Genomic DNA, 23,350 nt, shown 5'->3' on the forward strand with positions numbered 1-23,350 from the left:
GACTTTCGGCGGGAGACGCGACCACGAGTCGCGGTCGCGCTAGGCGGGAGCCACGTCGGGGCGGAGGCAGGTCCGATTCCGGCCGCTCCGCTTCGCCGAGTACACCGCCGCGTCCGCGGCCAGCAGCACGTCGTCGAGCGTGGCGAGGCCGCCGCCCGGGTACACCGCGCCGCCGAGGGACACCGTGATGCCACCGACCCGACGGGGAGCACCGCCCGTGGGCAGGTCCACCTCGAGCAGCTCCACGCGGCGCCGCACCCGCTCGGCGATCTCGCGCAGCTCGCCGGCACCGTCGACGCCGGGGATCAACACCGCGAACTCCTCGCCACCGAACCGGCAGCACGTGTCGTCACCCCGGGTCTCCGCGCGCAGGGTGGCCGCCACCGCCGCGAGGACGACATCACCCGCGAGGTGGCCGTACGTGTCGTTGACCCGCTTGAAGTGGTCGATGTCGAGGACGAGCACACCGACCGCGTCACCACCGGCCTCGGCCCGTTCCAGCGCCCTTCCGGCCACCTGCCGCCACCAGCCGACCGTGGCGAGCCCGGTCTTGGCGTCGGTCCTGGCCGCCTGCTGGTACTGCCGCACCAGCAGCCCGCGGTGCATCACGCCCAGCGACAGCACGATGCCCACCAGCGCGACGGGATTGACCACGACCAGCACCGCGACCGCGAGTCCGAGCCCCATCGCACCGGCCTCAAGCAGCTGCTCGGAGAAGTCCGCGAACAGGTCCCGCACCGACCGAACCGGCTGGGACAGCGCGATCGCGACCATCACCAGCCCGCAGTTCAGCCCCCACCGGACCGCGGCGGCCACCGCGACGACGGCCAGGTCGCGCAGGCCGGGCAGCAACGCCGACTGCGGGAGGCCGGGATACTCCGCCATCCCGAGCGACAGCACCAGCGCCGCGGCCTGGGTGCCGATCAACACGGTCGCGCAGGAGAACACGCAGCGGTAGGGCACCAGCGGGCGCTGCCGGGGCCAGGCCCGCCACCACCACGGCAGCGTGCAGGTGAGCACGACCATGGCCGAGGCCAGCAGCGGAGGGAGCACGAGCACCGCGGCGAACGACCACAACCCGGTGCCGTCCACGTGGGCGACCGGCGCGGGCCGGACCCGGTCGCGCTGCCGTTCGACGCCACGGGTCAGCCAGATCGTCACCGCGGCGCAGAGCGCGAGGATCAAGAACCGCGGGAGATCCGAGGGGCGCGCCGGGACCGCGGTGGCCGCGCCGACGACACCGGCGAGGGCGGCCACCTCGACGACGAGCACGTAGCGCACCACGCGAGCCGGCGAGCGCCACAGGTCCCAGCTCGCTACCCATGCGTACGGCCGTGGGAAGGACATGGACACCGGGGTTCAGCACCTACGAGGAATGTTCCGGGTGGTGCCGTCACGGTAACGCGGTGTGGCCGGCGTGGGCGGGCGCCTTTTCCGAGGTATACCCGGTTGGCCCAACCGGCGCCGGTCCGATCAACTGGGGCTCAGCGGCCGACGCCGGCGAGGGCGAAGAACTCCTGGCGGGACCGGCCGTCCTCGCGCAGCACGCCGTGCAGCGCGGAGGTCACCGTGCGGGAGCCGCCGGCCCGCACGCCGCGCAGCGACATGCACAGGTGCTCGGCCTCGACCACCACGCCGACCCCCTTCGGGCTCAGCCGCTCCCGCAGCCACCGGGCGACCTGCGTCGTCAGCCGCTCCTGCACCTGCAGGTCGCGCGCGAACAGCTCCACCACCCTGGCCAGCTTCGACAGCCCGAGGATGCGCTCCCCCGGCAGGTAGCCGACGTGCGCCACACCGTGGAACGGCAGCATGTGGTGCTCGCACACCGACCGCACCGGGATGTCCTTCGCCAGCACCAGCTCGTCGTACCCCTCGTCGTTCGGGAAGGTGGTGAGGTCGAACTCGGGCGGGGTGAGCAACTCGGCGTAGCTGGCCGCCACCCGCCGCGGCGTCTCCGCCAGGTGCTCGGAGTCCGGGTCCCGCCCCAGCGCCACCAGCAGGTCGGCGACCGCCCGCTCGGCGGCCGCCAGGTCGACCCCGTCCCGCTCGTGCACGACCCGCAGGCGCGCGGCCTCAACGGGGCCGGGAGCGGAACCGGGACCGGACTCGGCCAACGACGTCATGGGACCTCCTCTAAAACCGCTGATCTTGACGTTAGAGTGCCCCGAATTCTTCCGTCAATGGAAGCCACTTTTAGAATGTGGGACGTGGACCACTCCCGGAGCGCCCACATCGCCGCGGTCGCCGCGCTCGGCGAGCCCAACCGGCGCCGACTCTACGAGCACGTGGTGCGGCAACCGCACCCGGTCGGCCGCGACGAGGCCGCGGCCGCGGTCGGCCTTCCCCGCGCCACCGCCGCCTTCCACCTCGACCGGCTGGTCGACGAGGGCCTGCTCGAGGTCGACTACCAGCGCCGCACCGGCCGCACCGGGCCCGGCGCCGGCCGCCCCGCCAAGCTGTACCACCGGGCCCGCCGGCACATCGGCGTGTCCCTGCCGGAACGGCGCTACGACCTCGCCGGTCACCTGCTCGCCGCCGCCGTCGAGGAGGCCGACCGCGCCGGCCGACCGCCACGGGCCGTGCTCGACCGGATCGCGCACGACACCGGCCACGGGCTCGGCCGGGACCGTGCCGGCCGCGCGCTCCTCGACGTGCTCGAGGACCTCGGCTACGAGCCCCGCGACCTCGGCGCTGAGGTCGCCCTCGTCAACTGCCCCTTCTCCGCCCTCGCCGGCGGCCACGCCGAGCTCGTCTGCGGGATGAACCGCGAGCTCCTCGCCGGGCTCCTCCGCGGCCTCGGCCGCGCCGACCTTTCCGCCCACCTCGACCCGCGGCCCGGCCACTGCTGCGTGCGGCTCCGCGCGGCGCCCGCCACCTCCTGACCCGCTCAGCCCGTCAGCGCGCGGGCGATGCCCTCCGCGGCCGACCGCAACGCCGGCACGAGCTTCGGCAGGTCGGCGCGGACGGTGTGGACGACGATCCCGAGCGCCACCGGGGGAACCGGGTCGGGGTGGGACACCGGCACGGCGACCGAGCAGGAGCCCAACGTCATCTCCTCGTTGGTCAGCGCGTAGCCCCGTTCCAGGGTGGTGCGCAGCTCGCGCCGCAGCCGTCCCGGCGTGCCGATCGTGTGCCGGGTGAACTGGGGCAGCGGGCGCCGGCAGTACGCCTCGACGAACTCCGGGGCCGCCTCGGCCAGCAACACCTTGCCGACACCGGTGGAGTGCAACGGCAGCCGGGAGCCGGTCCGGGAGATGATCGACACCGACCGGTGGCCACTGAGCTTCTCCACGTAGAGCGCGTCGAACCCATCCCGCACCGCCAGGTGGATGTTCTCCCTGGTGGCCTCGTACAGCTCCTGCATGAACGGCAGGGCGACCTCACGGAGCCGACCGGACACCGGCGCGAGCAGCCCGACCTCCCACAGCCGCAGCCCGATGCGGTAGCCGCCGTCGCCGTCGCGGTCCAGCGCGCCCCACGCCTCCAGCTCCGCGGCGAGCCGGTGCGCGGTCGCCAGCGGCAGGCCGGCGCGGCGGGCCATCACGGACAGCGTCAGCCGCGGGTGCGCCGGGTCGAACGCCGCCAGCAGGGCCAGCGCGCGGGCGGTCACCGACCGACCAGGATCGCTGCCGTTGCCCGCCATGCCGACCATCCTCGGTGATCGCGAACCCCGCACACACCCTAACCCCACTGAGCAGGGACGACGCCGGGGCGAGCGATTTCGTTTCCACTGGGCGGAAGCCACGGCTGGTCAGGACGTCGCGCCGACCGGTTCAGTGGGCACATGCGTAGTCAGGTGGGCATCGTCGGTGCGGGACCGGCCGGGCTGATGCTGTCCGCCCTGCTGGCCGAGGCCGGGATCGACTCGGTGATCGTGGAGAACCGGTCCCGGGAGGAGATCGAGCGGACCATCCGCGCCGGCGTGCTCGAGCAGGGCACCGTCGACCTGTTGGTCCGGCACGGGTTCGGCGCGCGGGCACTGGCCGAGGGCGCCCGGCACGACGGCATCGAGCTGCGGTTCGGCGGGCGCGGACACCGGATCGACTTCGCCGGGTTGGTGGGCCGGTCGGTGTGGCTCTACCCGCAGCACGAGGTGCTCAAGGACCTGATCGCCGGGCGGCTCGCGGCGGGGGCGGACATCCGGTTCGGGGCGAGCGACGTGACGCTGCGCGACGTCACCTCGGACCGCCCGGTCATCGCGTTCACCGACGCCGACGGCACTCCGACCGAGCTGCGCTGCGACGTCGTCGCCGGCTGCGACGGCTCCGCCGGCATCTGCCGCCACGCCATCCCCGACGCCGAGCGCACCGACCACTTCCGGGCCTACCCGTTCGGCTGGTTCGGCATCCTCGTCGAGGCGCCGCGCTCCGCGCCCGAGCTGGTCTACACCCACTCCGAGCGCGGCTTCGCGTTGATCAGCACCCGTACCCCGGACGTGCAGCGGATGTACTTCCAGTGCGACCCCGAGGAGGACCCCGACCGCTGGAGCGACGACCGGATCTGGGCGGAACTGCAGGCCAGGGTCGCCGGGGACGGTTTCCGGCTCGTCGAGGGACCCATCTTCCAGCGCGGCGTCGTGCCCATGCGCAGCTACGTCTGCCACCCCATGCACCACGGCCGGCTGTTCCTGGCCGGCGACGCGGCGCACGTCGTCCCGCCGACCGGCGCCAAGGGCCTCAACCTCGCGGTGGCCGACGTCGTCGTGCTGGCCCGCGCGTTGGAGGCGTACTTCCGCTCGGGCTCGACGGACCTCCTGGACGGCTACGGCGCCACCGCCGCCCGCCGGGTCTGGCGGGCCCAGCACTTCTCCTGGTGGATGACCTCGATGCTGCACACCTCCCCGGACGGCTCCGGATACGACCTGCGCCGGCAGCTCGCCGAGCTCGACCTGGTGACCAGCAGCACCGCGGGCGCCACCTTCCTGGCGGAGGCCTACACCGGATGGCCACTCGCATAACGAGCACGAATCGAGGGACCCCATGGCGGAGATCCTGGCGCTGGCCGAGGCGGTGGAGCGCCTCGTCCGGGACGGCGACACGGTGGCGCTGGAGGGCTTCACGCACCTCATCCCGGTCCGCGCCGGACACGAGATCATCCGGCGACGCCGCCGCGACCTGACCCTGGTGCGGATGACCCCGGACATCGTCTACGACCAGCTGATCGGCGCCGGGTGCGCGCGGAAGCTGGTGTTCTCCTGGGGTGGCAACCCGGGGGTCGGCTCACTGCACCGGTTCCGGGACGCGGTGCGACACGGCTGGCCGGCGCCGCTGGAGCTGGAGGAGCACAGCCACGCCGGCATGGCCAACCGGTACGTGGCCGGGGCCTCCGGGCTGCCGTTCGCGGTGCTGCGCGGCTACACCGGCACCGACCTGCCCCGGCACACCCCGACGATCGAGCCGATCACCTGCCCGTTCACCGGCGAGCGGCTGGCCGCGGTGCCGGCGCTCAACCCGGACGTGACGGTGATCCACGCCCAGCGCGCGGACCGGGCCGGCAACGTGCAGCTGTGGGGCCTGGTGGGGGTGCAGAAGGAGGCGGTGCTGGCCGCCCGGCGCAGCCTGGTCACGGTCGAGGAGATCGTGCCCGAGCTGACCCCGGTGCCCGACGGCGTGGTGCTGCCGTCCTGGGTGGTCACCGCGGTCGCCGAGGTGCCGCGCGGCGCGCATCCCTCGTACGCGCAGGGCTACTACGAGCGGGACAACGACTACTACGCGGCGTGGGACCCGATCAGCCGGGACCGGGACCGGTTCGAACGCTGGCTGGCCGACGAGGTGTACCGGGAGGCGGCATGACCGGGAAGTACGCGGAGTACGACTCCGACGAGATGATGGCGGTCGCCGCGGCGCGGGCGCTGGCGAACGGCGTCCGCTGCTTCGTCGGCATCGGGCTGCCGTCCACCGCGGCCAACCTGGCCCGCCGCACGCACGCCCCGGACCTCGTGCTGATCTACGAGTCCGGCGCCGTCGGGGCAAAACCGGACCGGCTGCCGGCCTCGATCGGCGACGGGATACTGGCCGAGACCGCCGACGCGGTGGTCAGCGTGCCCGAGGTGTTCAACTACTGGCTCCAGCCGGGCCGGATCGACGTCGGCTTCCTCGGCGCCGCGCAGCTCGACCGGTTCGGCAACATCAACACCACGGTGATCGGCGACTACGCCGAGCCGGCGGTGCGGCTGCCGGGGGCCGGCGGGGCACCGGAGATCGCCGCGTCCTGCCGCGAGGTGTTCGTGGTGCTGCCGCAGAGCCGCCGCGGTTTCGTCGAGAAGGTGGACTTCGTGACCTCGGTCGGGCACGGCCGCGGTCGGGGCGACCGGGAGCGGCTCGGCCTGCCCGGCGCGGGGCCGACGATGGTGGTCACCGACCTCGGCGTGCTGCGGCCCGACCCGGACACCGCGGAGCTGGTGCTCACCGAGATCCACGAGGGCGTGCCGGTGGAGCGGGTGCGCGCGGCCACCGGCTGGGACCTGCGGATCGCCCCGGAGCTGGCCCGCACCCCACCGCCGACCGAGGAGGAGCTCACCGCGTTGCGACGACTGAAGGCGGCGTCATGACCCCCGAGAAGCTGGTCCTGCCCCGGTACCGGCGGGACCCGGCGGGCACGCACCCGCCGCTGGGCTCGCCCGGGTACCGCTCCACGGCGCTGCGCCACCCCCGGCAACCGCCGGTGTTGCTGCCGCACCTGCTCACCGAGGTCACCGGCCCGCTGCTCGGCCCCGGCCGGCTCGCCCCGCGCGACAACGACCTCACCCGGCGGCACGCCGGGGAGCCGGTCGGGCAACGGATCATCGTGCACGGGCGGCTGCTCGACGGGGACGGCCGGCCCGTCCCGGACTCGCTGGTGGAGCTCTGGCAGGCCAACGCCTCCGGGCGGTACCGGCACGTCGGGGACAACTGGCCGGGTGCGCTCGACCCGAACTTCGACGGCGTCGGCCGGACCCTCACCGACGCCGAGGGCCGCTTCGAGTTCACCACCATCAAGCCGGGCGCCTACCCGTGGCGCAACCACGACAACGCCTGGCGGCCGGCACACATCCACTTCTCGGTGTTCGGTCGGGCGTTCACCCAGCGGCTGGTCACCCAGATGTACTTCCCGGACGACCCGCTGCTCGACCAGGACCCGATCTACAACTCCGTTCCGGACGAGCGGGCCCGGCTCCGGATGGTCTCCCGCTACGACCACGACCGCACCGTCGATCACTGGGCGCTGGCCTTCGCGTTCGACATCGTGCTGCGCGGCCGGGAGGCCACCCCGCTCGAGGACCAGGAGGACGCGGAATGAGCCTGGGCAGCACGCCGTCCCAGACGGTCGGGCCGTACCTGTCGCTCGGCCTGCCCTGGCCGGACGGCCCGACCGTGGTGCCGGAGGGCACGCCGGGCGCGGTGTGGATCCGCGGCACGGTGCTCGACGGCGCCGGGCAGCCGGTGCCGGACGCGCTGGTGGAGACCTGGCAGGCCGATCCGGACGGGCGGTTCGACCACCCCGACGACCCCCGCGGCCGGGTGCCCGGGTTCCGCGGCTTCGGCCGTTGCCCCACCAGCCCGGACGGCGACTACGGGATTCTCACGCTGCCGCCGGGTCCGGTGCCCGCGCCGGGTGGCGGGACGCAGGCGCCGCACATCGACGTGTCGGTGCTCGGCCGCGGCCTGCTGCACCGCGTGGTGACCCGGATCTACTTCCCGGACAACGCCGAGGCGAACGCGGCGGACCCGGTGCTGCGCGCGGTGCCGGCCGAGCGCAGGGACACCCTGGTCGCCGCCCGAACGGCGGACGGCTACCGGTTCGACGTGCGGTTGCAGGGCGAGCGCGAGACCGTCTTCTTCGATGTCTGAGCTGTTCGATCCGGTGCTGGCGGCCGGCCCCGTCCGGGACGCGGTGGGCGATCGGGCGTGGGTGCGCGCGCTGCTGGACGTCGAGGCCGCGCTGGCCGGGGCGCTGGCGGACGCCGGGGGAGTCGACCGCGCGCACGCCGAACGGATCGAGCGGGTCTGCCGCGCCCTCGACGTCGATCCGGCGCGGCTGGGGGCGGCCGCGGCCGGCGCGGGCAACCCGGTGCCGCCGCTGGTGCGCGAGCTGACCGACCGGGTGGGTGGGGACGCCGCCCGCGTCGTCCACCTCGGCGCCACCAGCCAGGACATGCTGGACACCGCGACGATGCTGCTCGCGGTGCGGGCCCGCCGGGTGCTGCTCGACGACCTGGCCGCGGCGGCCGACCGGCTCGCGGAGCTGGCCCGAGCCCACGCCGACACCGTCCAACCCGGACGGACGTTGGGGCAGCAGGCCCTGCCGGTGACCTTCGGCCTCACCGCCGCCGGCTGGCTGTCCGGTGTGGACACCGGAGCCGAGCGGCTGGTTCGGTGGCGGCCGGCCGCCCAGCTCGGCGGCGCCACCGGCACGCTGGCCTCGCTCGGCGACCGGGGGCCAGCGGTGCTGGCCGCGTTCGCCCGCCGGCTCGGGCTGGCCGACCCGGGCCTGCCATGGCACACCGAGCGCTCGCGGATCGCCGAGCTGGCCGGTGCACTCGGGCAGCTGTGCGGCACCGTGGCCGGGATCAGCCACACCGTCGTGCTGCTGGCCCAGACCGAGGTCGGGGAGGTGCGCGAGGAGGGCCCGGCGGGCAGCGGCGGCTCCTCGGCCATGCCGCACAAGCGCAACCCGGTGGCGGCCGTGGCCGCGCGGGCGGCGGCGCGGCAGGCGCCCGGCCTGGTGGCCACCCTGCTCGGCGCGATGGACCAGGAGTACCAGCGGGCCGCCGGCGCGTGGCACGCCGAGTGGCGCCCGCTCACCGAGCTGTGGCGGGCGGCGGGCTCGGCGACGCACTGGCTGCGCACCAGCCTGGACCGGCTGGTGGTGGACCCGGACCGGATGCGGGCGAACCTCGACCGCACCGGGGGTGCCGCGCTGTCCGAGCGGGTCGCCACCGAGCTGGCCGCGACGACCGGCCGGCTCGCCGCGCACGACGCGGTGCGCGCGGTGGTACGCGCGGCGACCGAGGGCGAGGGCGAGCTGGCCGACCTGCTCGCCGCCGACCCGCTGGTGGGCGCGCATCTCGACCGGCGGCGGATCGACCAGCTGCTCGACCCGGCCGGTTACCTGGGCAGCGCAGGGGAGCTCGTGCGCACGGCGCTGCGCGCGCACGAGGCGTGCACCGCGTACCGGCGGCGGGAGGAGTAGCGAGTGGACGATCGGCCGTGCGCGGTGCACCACCGGGTGGACGGGCCCGCCGGCGGCGAGGTGGTGGTGCTGAGCAACTCGCTCGGCACCGACCTGCGGATGTGGGAGCCGCAGGTGGCGCCGCTGGTCGCCGCGGGGTTCCGGGTGGTGCGCTACGACACCCGCGGGCACGGTAGGTCCCCGGTGCCGCCGGGCCCGTACGGCGTGCCCGCGCTCGCCGCGGACGTGCTGGCGCTGCTCGACCGGCTGGACGTGCCGGCGGCGCACGTCGTCGGGCTGTCCCTCGGCGGGATGACCGGCATGTGGTTGGCCGCGCACGCGCCCGACCGGGTACGCCGGCTGGTGCTGTGCTGCACCTCCGCGCGACCCGGCAACGCCGGGACGTGGCGGGAGCGGGCCGCCCGGGTGCGCGCCGAGGGCATGGCCAGGGTCGCCGGGGAGAGCGTGGCCCGCTGGTGCACGGCCGAGTGGCGGGCGGCGCATCCGGGGCTCGCCCGCGGCCTGCGGGAGATGGCGGCGGCCACGCCGGCCGAGGGCTACGCCGCGTGCTGCGCGGCGCTGTCCGATGTGGACCTGACCGCCGACCTGGGCGCCATCACGGCGCCCACGCTGGTGATCTCCGCGGCGGCGGACCACGCGCTGCCCCCGGAGCACGGCCGACTCGTCGCCGACGCCGTGCCGGGCGCCCGGTTCGCGGTGATCGAGCGGGCCGCGCACCTCGGCAGCTACGAGCGACCCGAGGCGTTCACCCGGTTGATCACCGAGCACCTGGAGGGATCATGAGCGAGACGTCCGGCGGCGAGAGCGACTCGGACGCGGCGGACCCCGGGGCGGCGGATCCCTACGCGGCCGGCCTGCGGGTGCGGCGCGAGGTGCTCGGGTCGGAGCACGTCGACCGGGCGTTGGCCGGCCGCACGGAGTTCACCGAGCGGTTCCAGGACTACATCACCCGCGCCGTCTGGGGCACGATCTGGACCCGGGACGGGCTGGACCGGCGCACCCGCAGCTGCGTCACGCTGGCCGTGCTCACCGCGCTGGGCCGCTCCGGCGAGCTCGCCATGCACGTCCGCGCCGCGCTGCGCAACGGGCTGACCGCGGACGAGATCGGCGAGGTGCTGCTGCACACCGCCGCCTACGCGGGCGTGCCGGTCGCCAACGAGGCGTTCGCGATCGCCCAGCGCACCCTGGCCGAGCTGGGTGAGCCGACGGCCCGCCCGCGCACCGAGGGCTAGCGCCGACCACAGTCCACCGTAGAGCGGAAGGAGCCAGGGTGGACCTCACCGTCCAGCACCTCCGCTACTTCCTGGCCGTCGCGGAGAGCCTGCACTTCACCAGGGCCGCCGAGCGGCTCCGGATCGCGCCGCCGTCGTTGAGCCAGCAGATCGCCGCGCTGGAACGGCGGCTGGGCGTCGCCCTGTTCCACCGCACCTCCCGCCGGGTCGAGCTGACCGCCGCCGGCGCCGAGCTGCTCCCGCTCGCCCGGCACGCGGTGGCCTCGGTGGACGACGTGCTCGCCTGGGCCGACCGGCGCCGCGCGGCCGGAACGCGGCTGCGGTTGGGGCTGGTCGTCGGCAACCGGATCACCGCGGCGATCCTGGCCGCCGCCGCGGAGCGGTTGCCGGACGTGCGCTGGGAGGTCCGGCGGGTGGGGTTCGCCGAGCCGGTCGAGCTGCTGCGGGCCGGGCGGGTCGACGCCGTCCTCGCGCCGGCCGCGCGGCCACCCGAGGTCCCCGGCGTGCGGGCGGTGCCGCTGTGGCGCGAGGGCCGCGTCCTGGTGGTGAGCGCGACGCACCCGCTGGCGGGCAGGCCGGGCGTGGGCATCGAGGAGACCAACGCCGAGCGGTTCGTCGCCGCGGACACCGGGCCGGAGCTCGCGGACTGGTTCGTCGTGCCGCGCGCCGGGGGCGTGCGGCCGCGGGTCGACCCGGAGGTCACCACGTTCGAGGAGGTGCTGGAGGTCTGCGCGGCGGGGCTCGGGGTGAACATCGCCGGCTCGACCGCGGCGGTCAGCCACGCCCGCGCGGACCTCGCCTACGTCCCGGTCACCGACGTGCCGGAGATCGCGGTGTACCTGCTGCGCCCGCCGGCGACGCGGGGTGTCGCCGCCGCCCTCGAGCGGATCGCCGTGCGGGTGGCGCGCCGGGAGGCCGGGCGGTGCGGCGGCCGGCCGCTCGCTCAGAGGTCCAGCCCGACCGAGCGCTCCGGCGGCGGGCCGACCACCACGACGTCCAGCTCGGCCCGCGCCGCCGGTGGTGGGGCGGGCGGCACGACCAGCTCCGACGTCTCCTCGTAGACGTGGTCGGTGGTGGGGCGGCCGATCGTCTCGAAGAACGGCTCGAACACGCTCGGGGTGAGGATCCCGAGCATCGTGGTGGCGTGCGCGGCGAAGGAGAAGGTGTGGATGGTGCCGGCGGGCGCGTGCACGAAGTCGCCGCGGGTGAGGAGCAGCTCCTGGCCGTTGACGTGGAGCCAGACCCGGCCGGACAGGCACAGGAAGTTCTCCGTGTGCTCGCGATGGAAGTGGCGGACGAAGTACGGGCTGGGGCCACCGACGGTGCCGACGGCGAAGTAGCGGTCGCCGGTGTTGCGGCCGCGGGTGAGGTAGGTGTGCAGCGTGTTCGGCATCGCCACGCGGTCGCCCTCGCCGGCGCGGAGGAAGTACGGCTCGACCCCCGCCGGGATCGTGGCGTCCCACTTCCCGGCCGCCGGCTCGGCGACGTCGTCCGCGTCCGGGAAGGTGATGCCGAACTCGCCACCGATCTCCGCCATGGCCTCCCCGCTGGCGCGATGGGTGGGTCGCGCGGGGTGGACGTGCGCCTCGACCGGGACGCCCAGCCGCTCCACCCAGGCCAGCGAGCCGCCCGGTGCCGCCCAGGTGAGCAACCGGGTGTGGTGGGCCAGCATCCGGTAGGCCAGCGGCACGCCGGCCGGCACGTGCGCCGTGTCACCCGGCAGCAGGAGCCGGCTCCGCCCGCCCAGCCGGACCTGGACACCGCCGTCGACCACGAGGAGGGACCGGTGCTGGTCGCGGTGCGCGTGGGCCGGTGTGGTCGCGCCCCGGCCACCGCTGACGTACGCGGCGTCGAACAACCCCCCGGTGTCCGCCGCCCTGGCGATGACCGTCCACAGTTGACCGTCGAGCTCGTAGCGCGCGCCCTCCCCGGAGGCGAGGTAGTAGGGCACCGGCTCGCCCGGTAGCCGGTCGCGCACCGGCTCCATGCCGTGCACGGCCTCGAGGTCGACGGTCATCGGTGGGCTCCGGACCGCAGGTGGTGGTGGAAGAAGTCGCCGACGGTGTCGTAGCCGAACGTCGTGGTACCGGCGCCGGCGCCGGAGTGGTACCGGGTCGCCCGCGGCGGGGGCGGCCGTTCCAGCCGGCCGTCGGCCATGCCCGGTGGTCCGCCCAACTCGGTGGCGCCCGCGGGGTTGAGGAAGCCGTGACCGACCCCGTCGAGCAGGTACAGCGTGCTCGGCACGCCGGCCGCGACCAGCGCCTCGTGCAGCAGCACGCTCTGCCCGGGGCGGACCAGCACGTCGGCGGTGCCGTGCGCGATGAGGAACGGCGGCGCCGCGTCGGAGACGTAGCCGAGCGGGTTGGCCGAGCGGGCCAGGTCCGGGACCTCGGCCGGCGGGGCGCCGAGCAGCCGCGTCTCCGGCGCGTTGTCACCCGCCAACGCCGGCGGCGGGTCGGCATCGGCGACCACCCGCGCCAGGTCGACCGGCCCGTACCCCTCGGCCACCGCCCGGACCCGGGCGTCGCCGGACTCCGGCTCGCCGGGCAGGGCGGCGAGGTGCCCGGTCACCCCGGCCAGCGTGGCGAGGTGCCCGCCGGCGGAGGATCCCCAGAGCCCGATCGCGTCCGGGTCCAGCCCCAGCTCGCCCGCGTGGCGGCGCAGGTACCGCACCGCCGCCCGGACGTCGTGCAGCTGCGCCGGGAACAACGCCTGGCCGCTGAGCCGGTAGTCGGCGCTGGCCATCGCGATCCCACTGGTGGCGAAGTACCGGTCGAGGTCCGGCGCCAGCGAGCGGTCCCCGGTGAACCAGCCGCCGCCGTGCAACCACAGCACCACCGGAGCCGGCCGGTCGCCGGCCGGCAGCACCAGATCCATCACCAGCGGGCCGGTCTCCCGCTCGGCGAACACCACCTCGGTCCGCGTCGTCCCGGTCACGGCAGTGATTCTCCGGCCGCTCCCCGGACGACACCACGACCGGCTGCCACACGATCCCGTGCCCCGGCCTCACGATCGCGGGTCACCCGGCGAGCTCTTCCAGTGCGGCCTGCTTGGTCTCGGTGCCGAAGCGCAGTTGCACCGCGAGCCCGACGAGCAGCGTCACCAGGAAGAGACCGAAGACGGCGCCGATGCCGAGCCGGGCCTGCAACATCTGGCCGACCGCCACGGGCGCGACGACCGCCGCGACGTTGCGCCAACTGCTGCCGGCCATCGTGCCCCAGGACCGCATCCGGGTCGGATACAGCTCGCTGGTGTAGAGGTAGACGAGTGGCGCGTTGATGTTGACCCCGAGCAGCAGCGTCGTTCCCGCGACGCACAGGGGAACCCAGCCGTGCAGCGCGCCCAGCGCCCACAGCAGCAGGGCGACGCCGGCGCCGGCGAGGGCCACGCCGTAGCCGAGGAGGAACCAGAAGCGCCGGCCCAGCCGGTCCACGGTCGCCGACATCACCACCAGCAGGGCGAAGTACCCGATGGTGACCGCGCCGAGCAGCAGGCTGGCGGCGGACGGGGACAAACCCCCGACGCTGACGTAGAGCGAGGGCAGCCATGTCGTCATCCCCCACAACGTGAAATAGGTGGTGAACCACAGCGTCCACACGGTGAGCGTGCGCCGGCGGTACCGGGTGGAGAAGATCTCACCGAACCGGGTGCGGGCCAGGTCGGCCGGTGGCGTCGTCCCCTCGACCCGTGCCGCCGGGACGCCCGCCGAGCGCTCCATCTCCGCGACGATCCGTTCCGCCTCCTCGGTCCGGCCGCGCCGGACCAGGAACCGGGGTGACTCCGGCAGCCGCCACGCGGCCAGCACCGCGACCAGCACCGGCAGCGCGCCGATGGCGAACAGCACCCGCCAGGACTGGGTCGGCGGCAGGGTGGCCAACAGCAGCGCCCCGACCAGCGAGGCGGCCAGTGTCCCGGCCGGGAACAGCAGCTTGTACAGCATCAGCACCCGTCCCCTGGCGCGCCCGTGCACGAACTCGTTGAGCAGCGCGGCGGCCACCGGCACCTCCGCGCCGAGGCCGAGCCCCTGGACGAACCGGGCGGTGCCGAGCGACCAGCCGTCCCAGGCCACCGCGGAGCCGGCGGCCATGAGCCCGAGCAGGCCGAGCGCGAGGACGAACACCCGCTTGCGGCCGAGCCGCTCGCTGATCAGTCCGAAAACGACGGCGCCGATGGCCTGGCCGAGGAAGCCGGCGCTGATGACCCATCCGGCGTCGCCGGCGCCGAGGTGCAGCGTCGCCGCGATGGTCGAGAGCACGACCGACAGCGACAGCGTGTCGAACGAGTCGAAGAACGTCCCGGTGCCCAGCAGCCCCACCACCCTGCCGTGGAACCGGGACACCGGGACCCGTTCCATCCGGGCGACCACCTGGTCGGCCCGCGCGGTGAGCTGATCGTCCGCGGTGGACTGTGTCATGAGCGGCCTCCTCGTCGAAGCCGGTGGGGGCCACGGCGGCCGGCCTGGCCGCCGTGGCCGGTGGGAACCGCCCGAGCCGCGGTGGGTGCCGGGTCAGAGCCCGAGCACGCGCTCGGCGTTGCGGTGGAAGACGTCGTGCAGGACCTCGTCGGAGTAGCCGAGCTGGTCCCACTCGGTGAAGATCCGCTCGTACGGCAGGCTGGGGTGGTCGCTGCCGAACATGATCTTGTGCCGGAGCCGGCCGCGGATGTCCTTCTTCAGCTGCTCCGGGAAGTACTTGGGGGCCCAGCCGGACAGCTCCCAGTAGACGTTGCCCTTGTGCAGGGCGACCGCGGTCATCTCGTCGACCCAGGGCCAGCCGGGATGGGCGGCGATGATGGTCAGGGACGGGAAGTCGGCGGCGAGCCGGTCCACCGCCAGCGGGTGGGCGTGCTCGATCCGGGCACCCATGCCGCCGGGCATGCCGGCGCCCATGCCGGTGGTGCCGACGTCGACCATCACCGGGACGCCGAGCTCGGCGATGGTCTCAAACAGCGGCCGCAGCCGCGGGTCGTCCACCTGGTAGCGGCCCATGATGGGGTGGAAGTGGAAGCCCAGCACACCGAGGTCCACCACCGCCCGCTTCGCCTCGGCGACCGCGTCCGGCTTGAACGGGTCGACCGCGCCCCAGGCCTGGATGATCCGGTCCGGGTACTTCCGGCGCAGCGCGGTGACGTAGTCGTTGCCGCACGGCGCGGCGCCCACGACGGTCTCGATGTCGAAGGCCACCAGGACGACGTCGACGTCGGCGGCGGTGAACCTGTCGATCACCCGCTCCTCGGGCTCGGCCGTCCACTCGCGACCCCAGTACTTGCCGAGTGCCTCGACGAACGGGCCCTGGGAGTCGATCCACTCCTGCGTGCCGGGGTAGGCGTGCAGGTCGATGCGGCGCATGGAAGTCCTTTCCTCAGCTGGTGGTGGGCCGGTGGCCGAGCCTGGTAGTGACGCCGGGGGCGCGCAGGGACTCGACCTGCCGCTCGAACTCCACCTCGACGGCCGAGGCCAGGTCGGGCAGGGCGGCCGCCTCGCGCAGGCTCGCGGTGATGGTGCTCAGCACCGCGCGGGGCGCCCCGCTCGCCCCGCGGGCGAGGGCGAGGGCGGCGTCGAGCAACCGTGCGCGGGGCACGCAGCGCAGGGCGAGGCCGGCGGTCACCGCGGCCTCCCCGTCCAGGGACTCGCCGAACAGCAGCAGCGCGGCGGCGGCCTGCCGGCCGACCGCCCGGTCGAGCATCCACGTGTGGCCCCCGCCGGGGTGGATGCCGAGCCTGGCGAAGCGGCTGTCGAACACCGCCTCCTCGGCGGCGATCCGGACGTCGCAGGCGAGCGCGAGGTTGAACCCGGCGCCCACCGCGGGGCCGTTGACGGCGGCGATGGTCGGCAGGGCGCAGCGCCCGACCCGAAGGAAGCCCGCGTAGATCTCGCGCAGCCGATCGGTCCGCCCGCCCGCCGCGGCCGCCAGGTCGTCGCGGTGGGCGCCGGCGCAGAACGCGCTGCCCGCGCCGGTCACCACCAGCGCGAACGCCGACTCGTCGCGCTCGACGTCCTCGACCGCGGCGACCAGCTCCTCGACCATCGCGGCGGACAGCACGTTGCGCCGCTCCGGGTCGTTCAGCTCGACCACGGCGACCCCGTCACGCACGGTCCGGTGCACCAGGCTCATGCCCGCACCCCCTCGGACAGCCGCGCCACCAGGTCCTTCTTGGACACCTTGCCGATGGGGGACAGCGGCAACGAGTCGAACACCTCGAGCCGCTCCGGCAGCTTGTGCTTGGCGATCTCGAAGTCCAGCAGGAACTCCACCAGCTCGTCCAGGGTCAGCGTGGCGCCCTCGCGCAGCACCACGCACGCGCACATCCGCTCGCCGAGGTCGCGGTCGGGCACCGGCACGCAGCCCACGTTGACCACCGCGGGGTGGGCGAGGACGAGGTTCTCCACCTCCTCGGCGCTGATCTTCTCGCCGCCGCGGTTGACGAGGTCCTTCTTGCGGCCCTCGACGACGTAGTTGCCGGAGGGGTGCAGCCGGAGCAGGTCGCCGGAGCGGTAGAACCCGTCGGGGGTGAAGGCCCGCGCGTTGTGCTCGGGAGCGCGGAAGTACCCGCGCAGGGTGTACGGGCCGCGCACGCACAGCTCCCCGACCTCCCCGGGGGCGACGTCGTCGCCCTCGTCGTCGACGAGCCGGACCTCGTCGTCCGGGCAGATCGGCCGGCCGCACGTCTCGCGGCGCACGTCCTCGTCGTCGTCCAACCGGACGAACATGAGCAGCCCCTCGGCCATGCCGAAGTTCTCCTGCACCGTGGCGCCGGGCAGGAGCCGCTCGGCCCGGTCGCGGGTCTCCGGCTGCAGCCGCTGGCCGCCGCTCTGCAGGACCCGCAGCGAGGACAGGTCGTGGTCGGTGATCCGCGGGTCGTTCAGCCAGCGGATCAGCAGCGAGGGGACGAGATGGATGTGTGTCACCCGATGCCGTTCCACCGCGCGGAACACGTCCACCGGCGCCGTCGAGGTGCTCAGCACCACCGCCGCGCCGGACATCAGGAAGCCCTGCATGCCGGGGCAGCCGAGTGGAAGGTTGTGCTCGATCGGCAGCACGAGCAGCAGCACGTCGTCCGGGCGGACGTCACACACCGACACCGCGAGGCGTGAGTTGTACGCGTAGTCGTTGTGCGTGCGGGGGATCAGCTTCGGGATGCCGGTGGTCCCGCCGGAGAGCAGGAACAGCGCCGGGTCGTCGGGGTCGATGTGGATGTCGTCCAACGCGGCCGGGCCGGTCCACGGTTCCCGGTCGAGCAGGTCCTCGAGCGCGACGAACCCGTCGGGCAGGTCACCGCCGCCGCGCCGCACCAGCTTCAGCCGCAGGCCCGGCCGGTCGGCGGCGATGCGGTCGACCATGTCGGGAAACGAGAACTCCTTGTGCGCCAGCGGGGTGGCGCAGCCGACGGCGTCGGCGATCTCGACGAACTGCCGCACCTCGCGGAACCGGTGCGACGGCAGGGCGAGCACCGGGATGGCGCCGATCTTCTGCAACGCGAAGTACAGGTAGGCGAAGAGCGCGGTGTTCGGCAGCTGGACCACGATCCGGTCCCGTGGCCGCAGGCCGAGGTCCAGCAGGTGGCGGGCCAGTCGGGTGCTGCGCTCGTCGAGCTGGGCGTAGCTGACGTGCTCGGCACCGTCGATGATCGCGACCCTGGGCCCGAACCTGGTGAACACCTCCGCGAACAGCGTCCGCAGTGGACGGTCGTCCCAGTAGCCCCGCTCCCGGTAGCGCCGGGCGAACTCGGGCGGGACGGGGGTCACTCCCTCGATCACGTGTCTCTCCTCGCTCGTCAGGTGGTCGCGGTGTAGCCGCCGTCGATGACCACGGTCTCCCCGGTGACGAACGGGTTGCTGGTGATCAGGCTCGTGATGGTCGCGGCGACGTCGTCGGCGGTGACACACCGACGCAGCGGGGTGCGCTTCGCCCGCCGGGCAATCAGGTCGGGGTAGCGGTCGCCGAGGGCGTGTTCCATCCACTCGCCCTCCATCCAGCCGGGCGCGATCGCGTTCACCCTGATCTCCGGGCCGAGCGCGCCGGCCAACGTCCGGGTCAGGTTCACCACCGCCGCCTTGCTGGCGGCGTAGGGGAACGGCTGCGGGCCGGGACGGAGACCGACGACGCTGGCCAGGTTGACCACCGCGGCCGGCGCCGACCGACGCAGCAGTGGCACGCAGGCGCGGGTGACCTGAAAGGTGCCGCGCACGTTCACCGCGAAGATCCGGTCCCAGTCCTCCATCGACAAACCGTCCAGATCGGACGGTGGGGTGTCGGTGGTGGTGCCCGCGTTGTTCACCAGCGCGTCCAGCCGGTCGAACCGTGCCTCCACCGCCGCCGCCAGCTCGCGCACCGCGGGCTCGTCGGCCACGTCAGCCCGCACCAGGAGGGTCCGCGCGCCGAGCGCCTCGGCGGCCGTCGCCACCTCCTTGGCGGCCGTCTCGCTGCGGCTGTAGTTCACCGCGACGTCGAACCCCGCGCCGGCGAGCGCGAGCACGCTGGCCCTGCCGATGCCCCGGCCGCCGCCGGTGACGAGGGCGACCGGGCGGCCCGCCGTGTCCTGTTCCGTCATCGAAGACCTCCGCTCGTTCTAGTAACTACCGTAGTAGGTAGTACTGTCCCGGGCAAGATGTCGAGGAAGGGAGTGACCGTGGGTACGGCGTTCATCACGGCAGGGGCACGGACGGCGATCGGCCGGTACGGCGGCGCGCTCGCCGCGGTGCGGCCGGACGACCTGGCGGCGGGCGTGCTGCGGGCACTGGCCGCGCGGGTTCCGGAGGTGCCGCCCGACGAGGTCGACGAGGTGGTGCTCGGTTGCGTGAACCAGGCCGGCGAGGACAACCGCAACGTCGCCAGGATGGCGCTGTTACTGGCCGGGTTGCCGGAGTCGGTGCCGGGGGTGACGGTGAACCGGCTCTGCGCGTCCGGGCTCGAGGCGGTGGCGGCGGCCGCGCGGATGGTCACCGCCGGCGAGGCCGACGTGGTGATCGCCGGCGGGGTGGAGAGCATGAGCCGGGCGCCCTACGTGCTGGCGAAGCCGGCCACCCCGTTCGCCCGCACCCCGGAGGTGCACGACACGACCATCGGCTGGCGGTTCGTCAATCCGCGGATGGCCGCCGGCCACGGCGTCGACCCGATGCCGCGGACCGCGGAGAACGTCGCGAGCGAGTGCGGTGTCTCCCGCGCCGACCAGGACGCCTTCGCGCTGCGCTCCCAGCGGCGCGCCGCACGCGCCCGCGCGGCCGGCCGGTTCGACCGGGAGATCGTCGTGGTCGAGGTGGCCGGGCGCGACGGTGTCACCATGGTGGACCGCGACGAACATCCCCGGGACACCTCGGCCGAGGCGCTGGCCCGGCTGCGCCCCATCGTGACCGAGGACGGCACGGTCACCGCCGGGAACTCGTCGGGGGTCAACGACGGGGCGGCCGCGGTGCTCGTCGCGTCCGAGCGGGCGGTCGCCCGGTACGGACTGACGCCGCTGGCCAGGGTGCGCGGGGCGGCGTCGGCCGGGGTGGCGCCGAGGGTGATGGGCCTGGGGCCGGTGCCGAGCACCCGGAAACTGCTCGCCCGCCACGGGATCGACATCGGCACGGTCGACGTGGTCGAGCTCAACGAGGCCTTCGCCGCGCAGGCACTGGCCTGCCTGCGCGAGCTCGGGTTGCCGGACGACGCCGAGCACGTCAACCCCAACGGCGGGGCCATCGCGCTGGGACACCCGCTCGGGATGAGCGGCGCCCGGCTCGCGCTGACCGCGGCTGTCGAGCTGGCCGAGCGGGACGCGCGGCGCGCGCTGTGCACCATGTGCGTCGGGGTCGGGCAGGGCGTGAGCGTACTGCTCGAACGCGCGGGGTGAGGCGAGTATGCTCACCACGGAGGTAGTGAGCAAAGGAGGGGTATGCCGGACCTCGACACCACGGCCGAGCGCTTGGTGGAGCTCGGGTTCTCCCGGTACGAGGCGCGGGCCTACCTCGGCCTGCTCGGCGGGGAGCCGATGACCGGCTACGCGCTGGCCAACGCCACCGGCATTCCGCAACCCAAGGTCTACGAGACGTTGCGCAAGCTCCTCGCCCGCGGCGCGGTCGTCAAGATCGGCGACGACCCGGCCCGGTTCGTCGCCCTTCCCGCGGAGCAGCTGTTCGGGCAGTTGGAGAACGACTTCCGCCGCCGGATGGCCGACGCCAAGCTGGAGCTGGAGCGGTTCGACCCGGCCGGGAGCCGGGAGCAGGTGCGGCTGTTCCACTCCACGCGGGACCGCGGCGCGATCCTCGGCAGGGCACGGGAGCTGCTCGGCGCGGCGCGGGAGCACGTCTACCTGTCCGGCAGCGCGGCCGAGCTGGCCGACCTGAAGTCCGATGTGGAGGATGCGGAGCGCCGAGGGGTCCGGTTCGACGTCCTGCACTTCGGGGACGCCCCGTTCGAGCTGGCCCGCGGGCGGCTGGTCCGGCACGCCAGCACCGACCGGGTGCTGTACCGGCATCACCAGGCGCATCACCTCGCCCTGGTCGCCGACGGGACCGGCGCGCTCTGGTCGGTCGCCCCCGGCGGCGCCGACTGGGAGGGGCTGTGGGTCAGCGACCCGCTGTTCGCCGCCGTGGTCAAGGGCTACATCCGGCACGACATCTACGTGCAGCGGATCTACGCCGACCTGCCGGAGGAGCTCACCGAGCGCTACGGACCCGGCCTGGCCGGCCTGGTCACCCCGGCGCGCGAGGCTGCGGAGGCTCTTCAGGCTCCCCAGGAAGGAACGAGGACCGACCGCCGCCTCGCCTGACCCGTGGATCTCTGCCGCGGTTGGAGAGCTACACGGCGTGGCTCGGGCGGCGGGTGGCGCTGTGGCACGGCGACGTGACCGGCCGGTCCGGCGACGCATCCTGCGCGATCCACCGGACATCCTGCTGACCACCCCCGAGTCGCTCGAAGCGATGCTGGTCAGCGTCAACGTCGAGCACACCGCCTTCTTCGCCGGCCTGCGCGCCATCGTGGTCGACGAGGTGCACGCGTTCGCCGGTGACGACCGCGGCTGGCACCTCCTCGCCGTGCTCGAACGGCTCACCACGGTCGCCGGCCGCCCGATCCAGCGGATCGGGCTGTCCGCCACCGTCGGCAACCCGGACGAGCTGCTCGGCTGGCTGCAGGGTTCGGGACGGGGCGACCGGCCGGGCACCGTGGTCGCGCCCGGGGTGACCGGAGCCGTCGAGCTGCCCCCGCCCGGCGACATCGAGCTGGACTACGTGGGCTCGGTCGACAACGCGGCCACCGTCATCGCCACCCTGCACCGGGGGGAGAAGCGGCTGGTGTTCTGCGACTCCCGGCAACTCGTCGAGGAGCTCGGCGCCGCGCTGCGGGCCAGGGAGGTCACCACCTTCCTGTCGCACGCGTCGCTGTCCCTCGACGAGCGGCGCCGGGCGGAGGTGGCGTTCGCCGAGGCCCGGGACTGCGTCATCGTGTCGACCTCGACCCTGGAGCTGGGGATCGACGTCGGTGACCTCGACCGGGTGGTCCAGATCAACGCGCCGTCGAGCGTCGCGGCGTTCCTGCAACGCCTCGGCCGGACCGGCCGCCGACCGGGAACGATCCGCAACTGCCTCTTCCTGGCGTTGCGGGAGAACGAGCTGCTGCACGCCGCCGCGTTGCTGACCCTGTGGGGCAGGGGTTACGTGGAGCCCGTCGTCGCGCCGCCGGAGCCCCGGCACATCGTCGCGCAACAGGTGCTCGCGCTGTGCCTGCAGGAGCACCGGGTCGGCAGCCGGCTGTGGGCCCGGGCGTGGAACGGCCTCCCGCCGTTCGACCACCGTGCCGAGCCCATCGTGCGCCACCTCGTCGACGAAGGCTTCCTGGACCGGGACGGGGAGCTGCTCTTCGTCGGCCCCGAGGCGGAGCGCCGGTTCGGGCACCGCCACTTCATGGGGATGACCGCCGTGTTCACCGCGCCACCCCAGTTCACCGTGCTGGAGGGGCGGCGGGAGATCGGGCGCACCGACCCGGCGCTGCTGACCGAGAAGGTGGACGGCCCGCGGCTGCTCCTGCTGGGCGGGCGGAGCTGGCGGGTCACCTGGACCGACTGGAAGCGGCGCCGCTGCTTCGTCGAGCCCGCGGACTCCGGTGGGCGGGCCCGCTGGCAGACCGCGGCGATCGGCGGCACGAGATTCGCGCTCGCCAGGGCGGCGCGAGAGGTGTTGCTGGGCACCGATCCGCCGGTCCGGCTCACCCAGCGCACCCAACGGGTGCTGGCCGAGCTGCGGGACGACCGGAGGGGCAGCGTCCATCCGGCCGGCACGGTCGTCGCCCGGCGAGGCACGGACGTGCGGTGGTGGACGTGGGCCGGGTTCCGCGCCAACGCCACCCTCGTCAGCACGCTGTCCGGGCTCACCGACGAGAAGCAGAGCTTCGACGACGTGTCGATCCGGCTGCGCACCGACCTGGACCGGGAACTGTGGCGGTCCGGCACGGCCGGCGCCGCCGAGCGGCTGTGCCTGCCGGAGGTCGACGAGCGGGCGCTGGCCGGGTTGAAGTTCAACGAGGCGCTGCCCCACCGCCTCGCCGTCGCGACGCTGGCCGCGCGGCTGGCCGACCTCGACGGGGCGACCACGGTCCTCCACGAGCCGGTCCGGGTCGTCGTCGGCAACGACTGACCCCACCGATCCCTGCCTGCCATGAAGGCCACCTTCATCGCGCTCAACGCCATGAAGGTGGCCTTCATGGCGTTCGGCCGAGGAGCAGCGGTGATGTGGCTCGGGGGAGACCAACGTCGACATCACCGACATTCTGTCGTGCCGCCCGAGGCCCCGATTCGCCTTGCCGCGCGACAATCCGGCACCGCGCCCGGCGTCGCGCCCACTGTGACCGGAACGGCTCGACCGTCAGCGCCTGCTACAGCACCGTCCCCGGGGTGTGGCGGCACGGCGACTGGATCACCATCACCGACCGCGGCTCCACCGTCAGCCGGGACGCCCTCGCCAACCCCGACGC

At 74.2% G+C, this 23,350-nt stretch carries 22 protein-coding genes and 1 pseudogene; 13 read left to right on the plus strand and 10 right to left on the minus strand.

The window, feature by feature from the left end; genetic code table 11:
• Window positions 1-39: 39 nt before the first annotated feature.
• Together BM051_RS10435 and folE are read right to left on the minus strand one after the other, a co-directional pair.
• Window positions 40-1,347 carry a GGDEF domain-containing protein gene (locus tag BM051_RS10435; RefSeq protein ID WP_092529882.1) on the minus strand — a complete coding sequence of 436 codons (1,308 nt, stop codon included), beginning with the start codon at window positions 1,345-1,347 and terminating at the stop codon, window positions 40-42.
• 137 nt (window positions 1,348-1,484) lie between these two features.
• Window positions 1,485-2,123 carry a GTP cyclohydrolase I FolE gene (gene folE, locus BM051_RS10440; RefSeq protein WP_092529883.1) on the minus strand — a complete coding sequence of 213 codons (639 nt, stop codon included), beginning with the start codon at window positions 2,121-2,123 and terminating at the stop codon, window positions 1,485-1,487.
• Between the two features lie 84 nt (window positions 2,124-2,207).
• On the opposite strand from folE, the gene BM051_RS10445 reads away from it, so the two are divergent.
• Entirely contained in the window at window positions 2,208-2,882 is a 675-nt protein-coding gene (locus BM051_RS10445; RefSeq protein ID WP_424923266.1) for a helix-turn-helix transcriptional regulator, read from the plus strand.
• Between the two features lie 5 nt (window positions 2,883-2,887).
• Here the strand turns inward: BM051_RS10445 and BM051_RS10450 are convergent, their stop codons facing one another.
• Entirely contained in the window at window positions 2,888-3,643 is a 756-nt protein-coding gene (locus BM051_RS10450) for an IclR family transcriptional regulator (RefSeq protein ID WP_092529885.1), read from the minus strand.
• Window positions 3,644-3,784: 141 nt separating this feature from the next.
• Here BM051_RS10450 and BM051_RS10455 point away from each other — a divergent pair, with 141 nt between their 5' ends.
• The 9 genes from BM051_RS10455 to BM051_RS10495 are packed head-to-tail and all read left to right on the plus strand — an operon-like array spanning window position 3,785 to window position 11,464.
• Window positions 3,785-4,957 carry a 4-hydroxybenzoate 3-monooxygenase gene (locus BM051_RS10455; RefSeq protein WP_092529886.1) on the plus strand — a complete coding sequence of 391 codons (1,173 nt, stop codon included), beginning with the start codon at window positions 3,785-3,787 and terminating at the stop codon, window positions 4,955-4,957.
• Between the two features lie 22 nt (window positions 4,958-4,979).
• Window positions 4,980-5,792, plus strand: a complete 813-nt coding sequence (locus BM051_RS10460) for a CoA transferase subunit A (RefSeq protein ID WP_092529887.1) — start codon at window positions 4,980-4,982, stop codon at window positions 5,790-5,792.
• Window positions 5,789-6,550 carry a CoA-transferase subunit beta gene (locus BM051_RS10465; protein WP_092529888.1) on the plus strand — a complete coding sequence of 254 codons (762 nt, stop codon included), beginning with the start codon at window positions 5,789-5,791 and terminating at the stop codon, window positions 6,548-6,550. The genes BM051_RS10460 and BM051_RS10465 overlap by 4 nt, the downstream gene beginning before the upstream one ends.
• Window positions 6,547-7,278 (plus strand): protocatechuate 3,4-dioxygenase subunit beta, encoded by a 732-nt coding sequence (pcaH, locus tag BM051_RS10470; protein ID WP_092529889.1) that lies wholly within the window; start codon window positions 6,547-6,549, stop codon window positions 7,276-7,278. Before BM051_RS10465 ends, pcaH begins: the two co-directional genes overlap by 4 nt.
• Window positions 7,275-7,829, plus strand: coding sequence for a protocatechuate 3,4-dioxygenase subunit alpha (pcaG, locus tag BM051_RS10475; RefSeq protein WP_092529890.1), 555 nt, complete (start codon window positions 7,275-7,277; stop codon window positions 7,827-7,829). The genes pcaH and pcaG overlap by 4 nt, the downstream gene beginning before the upstream one ends.
• Window positions 7,822-9,171: a 3-carboxy-cis,cis-muconate cycloisomerase gene (pcaB, locus tag BM051_RS10480; RefSeq protein ID WP_092529891.1), complete on the plus strand. Its 1,350-nt coding sequence runs from the start codon at window positions 7,822-7,824 to the stop codon at window positions 9,169-9,171. Before pcaG ends, pcaB begins: the two co-directional genes overlap by 8 nt.
• 3 nt (window positions 9,172-9,174) lie before the next feature.
• Window positions 9,175-9,954 carry a 3-oxoadipate enol-lactonase gene (gene pcaD, locus BM051_RS10485; protein ID WP_243859470.1) on the plus strand — a complete coding sequence of 260 codons (780 nt, stop codon included), beginning with the start codon at window positions 9,175-9,177 and terminating at the stop codon, window positions 9,952-9,954.
• On the plus strand, window positions 9,951-10,403 hold the full coding sequence (gene pcaC / locus BM051_RS10490) for a 4-carboxymuconolactone decarboxylase (protein ID WP_092529892.1): 453 nt from the start codon (window positions 9,951-9,953) through the stop codon (window positions 10,401-10,403). The genes pcaD and pcaC overlap by 4 nt, the downstream gene beginning before the upstream one ends.
• Before the next feature lie 38 nt (window positions 10,404-10,441).
• Complete coding sequence (locus tag BM051_RS10495; protein ID WP_092529893.1) at window positions 10,442-11,464, plus strand: LysR family transcriptional regulator; 1,023 nt, start codon at window positions 10,442-10,444, stop codon at window positions 11,462-11,464.
• Here BM051_RS10495 and BM051_RS10500 read toward each other — a convergent pair.
• The 7 genes from BM051_RS10500 to BM051_RS10530 all read right to left on the minus strand — a co-directional run bounded on the left by BM051_RS10500 (window position 11,347) and on the right by BM051_RS10530 (window position 18,953).
• A complete protein-coding gene (locus tag BM051_RS10500; RefSeq protein ID WP_092529894.1) occupies window positions 11,347-12,420 on the minus strand; it encodes a quercetin 2,3-dioxygenase in 1,074 nt (357 codons plus the stop codon). The two genes, BM051_RS10495 and BM051_RS10500, sit on opposite strands and share 118 nt — an antisense overlap.
• Window positions 12,417-13,340, minus strand: coding sequence for an alpha/beta hydrolase (locus tag BM051_RS10505; protein ID WP_208325908.1), 924 nt, complete (start codon window positions 13,338-13,340; stop codon window positions 12,417-12,419). Before BM051_RS10505 ends, BM051_RS10500 begins: the two co-directional genes overlap by 4 nt.
• Window positions 13,341-13,422: 82 nt before the next feature.
• A complete protein-coding gene (locus BM051_RS10510) occupies window positions 13,423-14,817 on the minus strand; it encodes an MFS transporter (RefSeq protein WP_092529895.1) in 1,395 nt (464 codons plus the stop codon).
• Between the two features lie 93 nt (window positions 14,818-14,910).
• Window positions 14,911-15,750, minus strand: a complete 840-nt coding sequence (locus BM051_RS10515) for an amidohydrolase family protein (protein WP_092529896.1) — start codon at window positions 15,748-15,750, stop codon at window positions 14,911-14,913.
• Between the two features lie 13 nt (window positions 15,751-15,763).
• A complete protein-coding gene (locus BM051_RS10520) occupies window positions 15,764-16,516 on the minus strand; it encodes an enoyl-CoA hydratase (protein WP_092529897.1) in 753 nt (250 codons plus the stop codon).
• Entirely contained in the window at window positions 16,513-18,159 is a 1,647-nt protein-coding gene (locus tag BM051_RS10525) for a (2,3-dihydroxybenzoyl)adenylate synthase (RefSeq protein WP_092529898.1), read from the minus strand. Before BM051_RS10525 ends, BM051_RS10520 begins: the two co-directional genes overlap by 4 nt.
• Before the next feature lie 17 nt (window positions 18,160-18,176).
• Window positions 18,177-18,953: an SDR family NAD(P)-dependent oxidoreductase gene (locus BM051_RS10530; protein WP_092529899.1), complete on the minus strand. Its 777-nt coding sequence runs from the start codon at window positions 18,951-18,953 to the stop codon at window positions 18,177-18,179.
• 78 nt (window positions 18,954-19,031) lie between these two features.
• On the opposite strand from BM051_RS10530, the gene pcaF reads away from it, so the two are divergent.
• The 3 genes and pseudogenes from pcaF to BM051_RS10545 form a co-directional block, all read left to right on the plus strand.
• Window positions 19,032-20,234, plus strand: a complete 1,203-nt coding sequence (gene pcaF, locus BM051_RS10535) for a 3-oxoadipyl-CoA thiolase (RefSeq protein WP_092530358.1) — start codon at window positions 19,032-19,034, stop codon at window positions 20,232-20,234.
• Between the two features lie 42 nt (window positions 20,235-20,276).
• Window positions 20,277-21,152 (plus strand): TrmB family transcriptional regulator, encoded by an 876-nt coding sequence (locus BM051_RS29775; RefSeq protein WP_092529900.1) that lies wholly within the window; start codon window positions 20,277-20,279, stop codon window positions 21,150-21,152.
• Between the two features lie 5 nt (window positions 21,153-21,157).
• Window positions 21,158-23,013: pseudogene (locus BM051_RS10545) on the plus strand (helicase-related protein); the annotation flags it as partial.
• Between the last annotated feature and the right edge of the window lie 337 nt (window positions 23,014-23,350).

The organism is Amycolatopsis arida (genome assembly GCF_900115565.1).
GTDB classification, from domain to species: Bacteria; Actinomycetota; Actinomycetes; order Mycobacteriales; family Pseudonocardiaceae; genus Yuhushiella; species Yuhushiella arida.

What these genes read in the sequence shown, in the direction of transcription:
- BM051_RS10435 (WP_092529882.1), bottom strand. Translation starts at nt 1,347, where the DNA reads ATGTCCTTCCCACGGCCGTACGCATGGGTAGCGAGCTGGGACCTGTGG.
- folE (WP_092529883.1), bottom strand. Translation starts at nt 2,123, where the DNA reads ATGACGTCGTTGGCCGAGTCCGGTCCCGGTTCCGCTCCCGGCCCCGTT.
- BM051_RS10450 (WP_092529885.1), bottom strand. Translation starts at nt 3,643, where the DNA reads ATGGCGGGCAACGGCAGCGATCCTGGTCGGTCGGTGACCGCCCGCGCG.
- BM051_RS10455 (WP_092529886.1), top strand. Translation starts at nt 3,785, where the DNA reads ATGCGTAGTCAGGTGGGCATCGTCGGTGCGGGACCGGCCGGGCTGATG.
- BM051_RS10460 (WP_092529887.1), top strand. Translation starts at nt 4,980, where the DNA reads ATGGCGGAGATCCTGGCGCTGGCCGAGGCGGTGGAGCGCCTCGTCCGG.
- BM051_RS10465 (WP_092529888.1), top strand. Translation starts at nt 5,789, where the DNA reads ATGACCGGGAAGTACGCGGAGTACGACTCCGACGAGATGATGGCGGTC.
- pcaH (WP_092529889.1), top strand. Translation starts at nt 6,547, where the DNA reads ATGACCCCCGAGAAGCTGGTCCTGCCCCGGTACCGGCGGGACCCGGCG.
- pcaG (WP_092529890.1), top strand. Translation starts at nt 7,275, where the DNA reads ATGAGCCTGGGCAGCACGCCGTCCCAGACGGTCGGGCCGTACCTGTCG.
- pcaB (WP_092529891.1), top strand. Translation starts at nt 7,822, where the DNA reads ATGTCTGAGCTGTTCGATCCGGTGCTGGCGGCCGGCCCCGTCCGGGAC.
- pcaC (WP_092529892.1), top strand. Translation starts at nt 9,951, where the DNA reads ATGAGCGAGACGTCCGGCGGCGAGAGCGACTCGGACGCGGCGGACCCC.
- BM051_RS10500 (WP_092529894.1), bottom strand. Translation starts at nt 12,420, where the DNA reads ATGACCGTCGACCTCGAGGCCGTGCACGGCATGGAGCCGGTGCGCGAC.
- BM051_RS10510 (WP_092529895.1), bottom strand. Translation starts at nt 14,817, where the DNA reads ATGACACAGTCCACCGCGGACGATCAGCTCACCGCGCGGGCCGACCAG.
- BM051_RS10515 (WP_092529896.1), bottom strand. Translation starts at nt 15,750, where the DNA reads ATGCGCCGCATCGACCTGCACGCCTACCCCGGCACGCAGGAGTGGATC.
- BM051_RS10520 (WP_092529897.1), bottom strand. Translation starts at nt 16,516, where the DNA reads ATGAGCCTGGTGCACCGGACCGTGCGTGACGGGGTCGCCGTGGTCGAG.
- BM051_RS10530 (WP_092529899.1), bottom strand. Translation starts at nt 18,953, where the DNA reads ATGACGGAACAGGACACGGCGGGCCGCCCGGTCGCCCTCGTCACCGGC.
- BM051_RS29775 (WP_092529900.1), top strand. Translation starts at nt 20,277, where the DNA reads ATGCCGGACCTCGACACCACGGCCGAGCGCTTGGTGGAGCTCGGGTTC.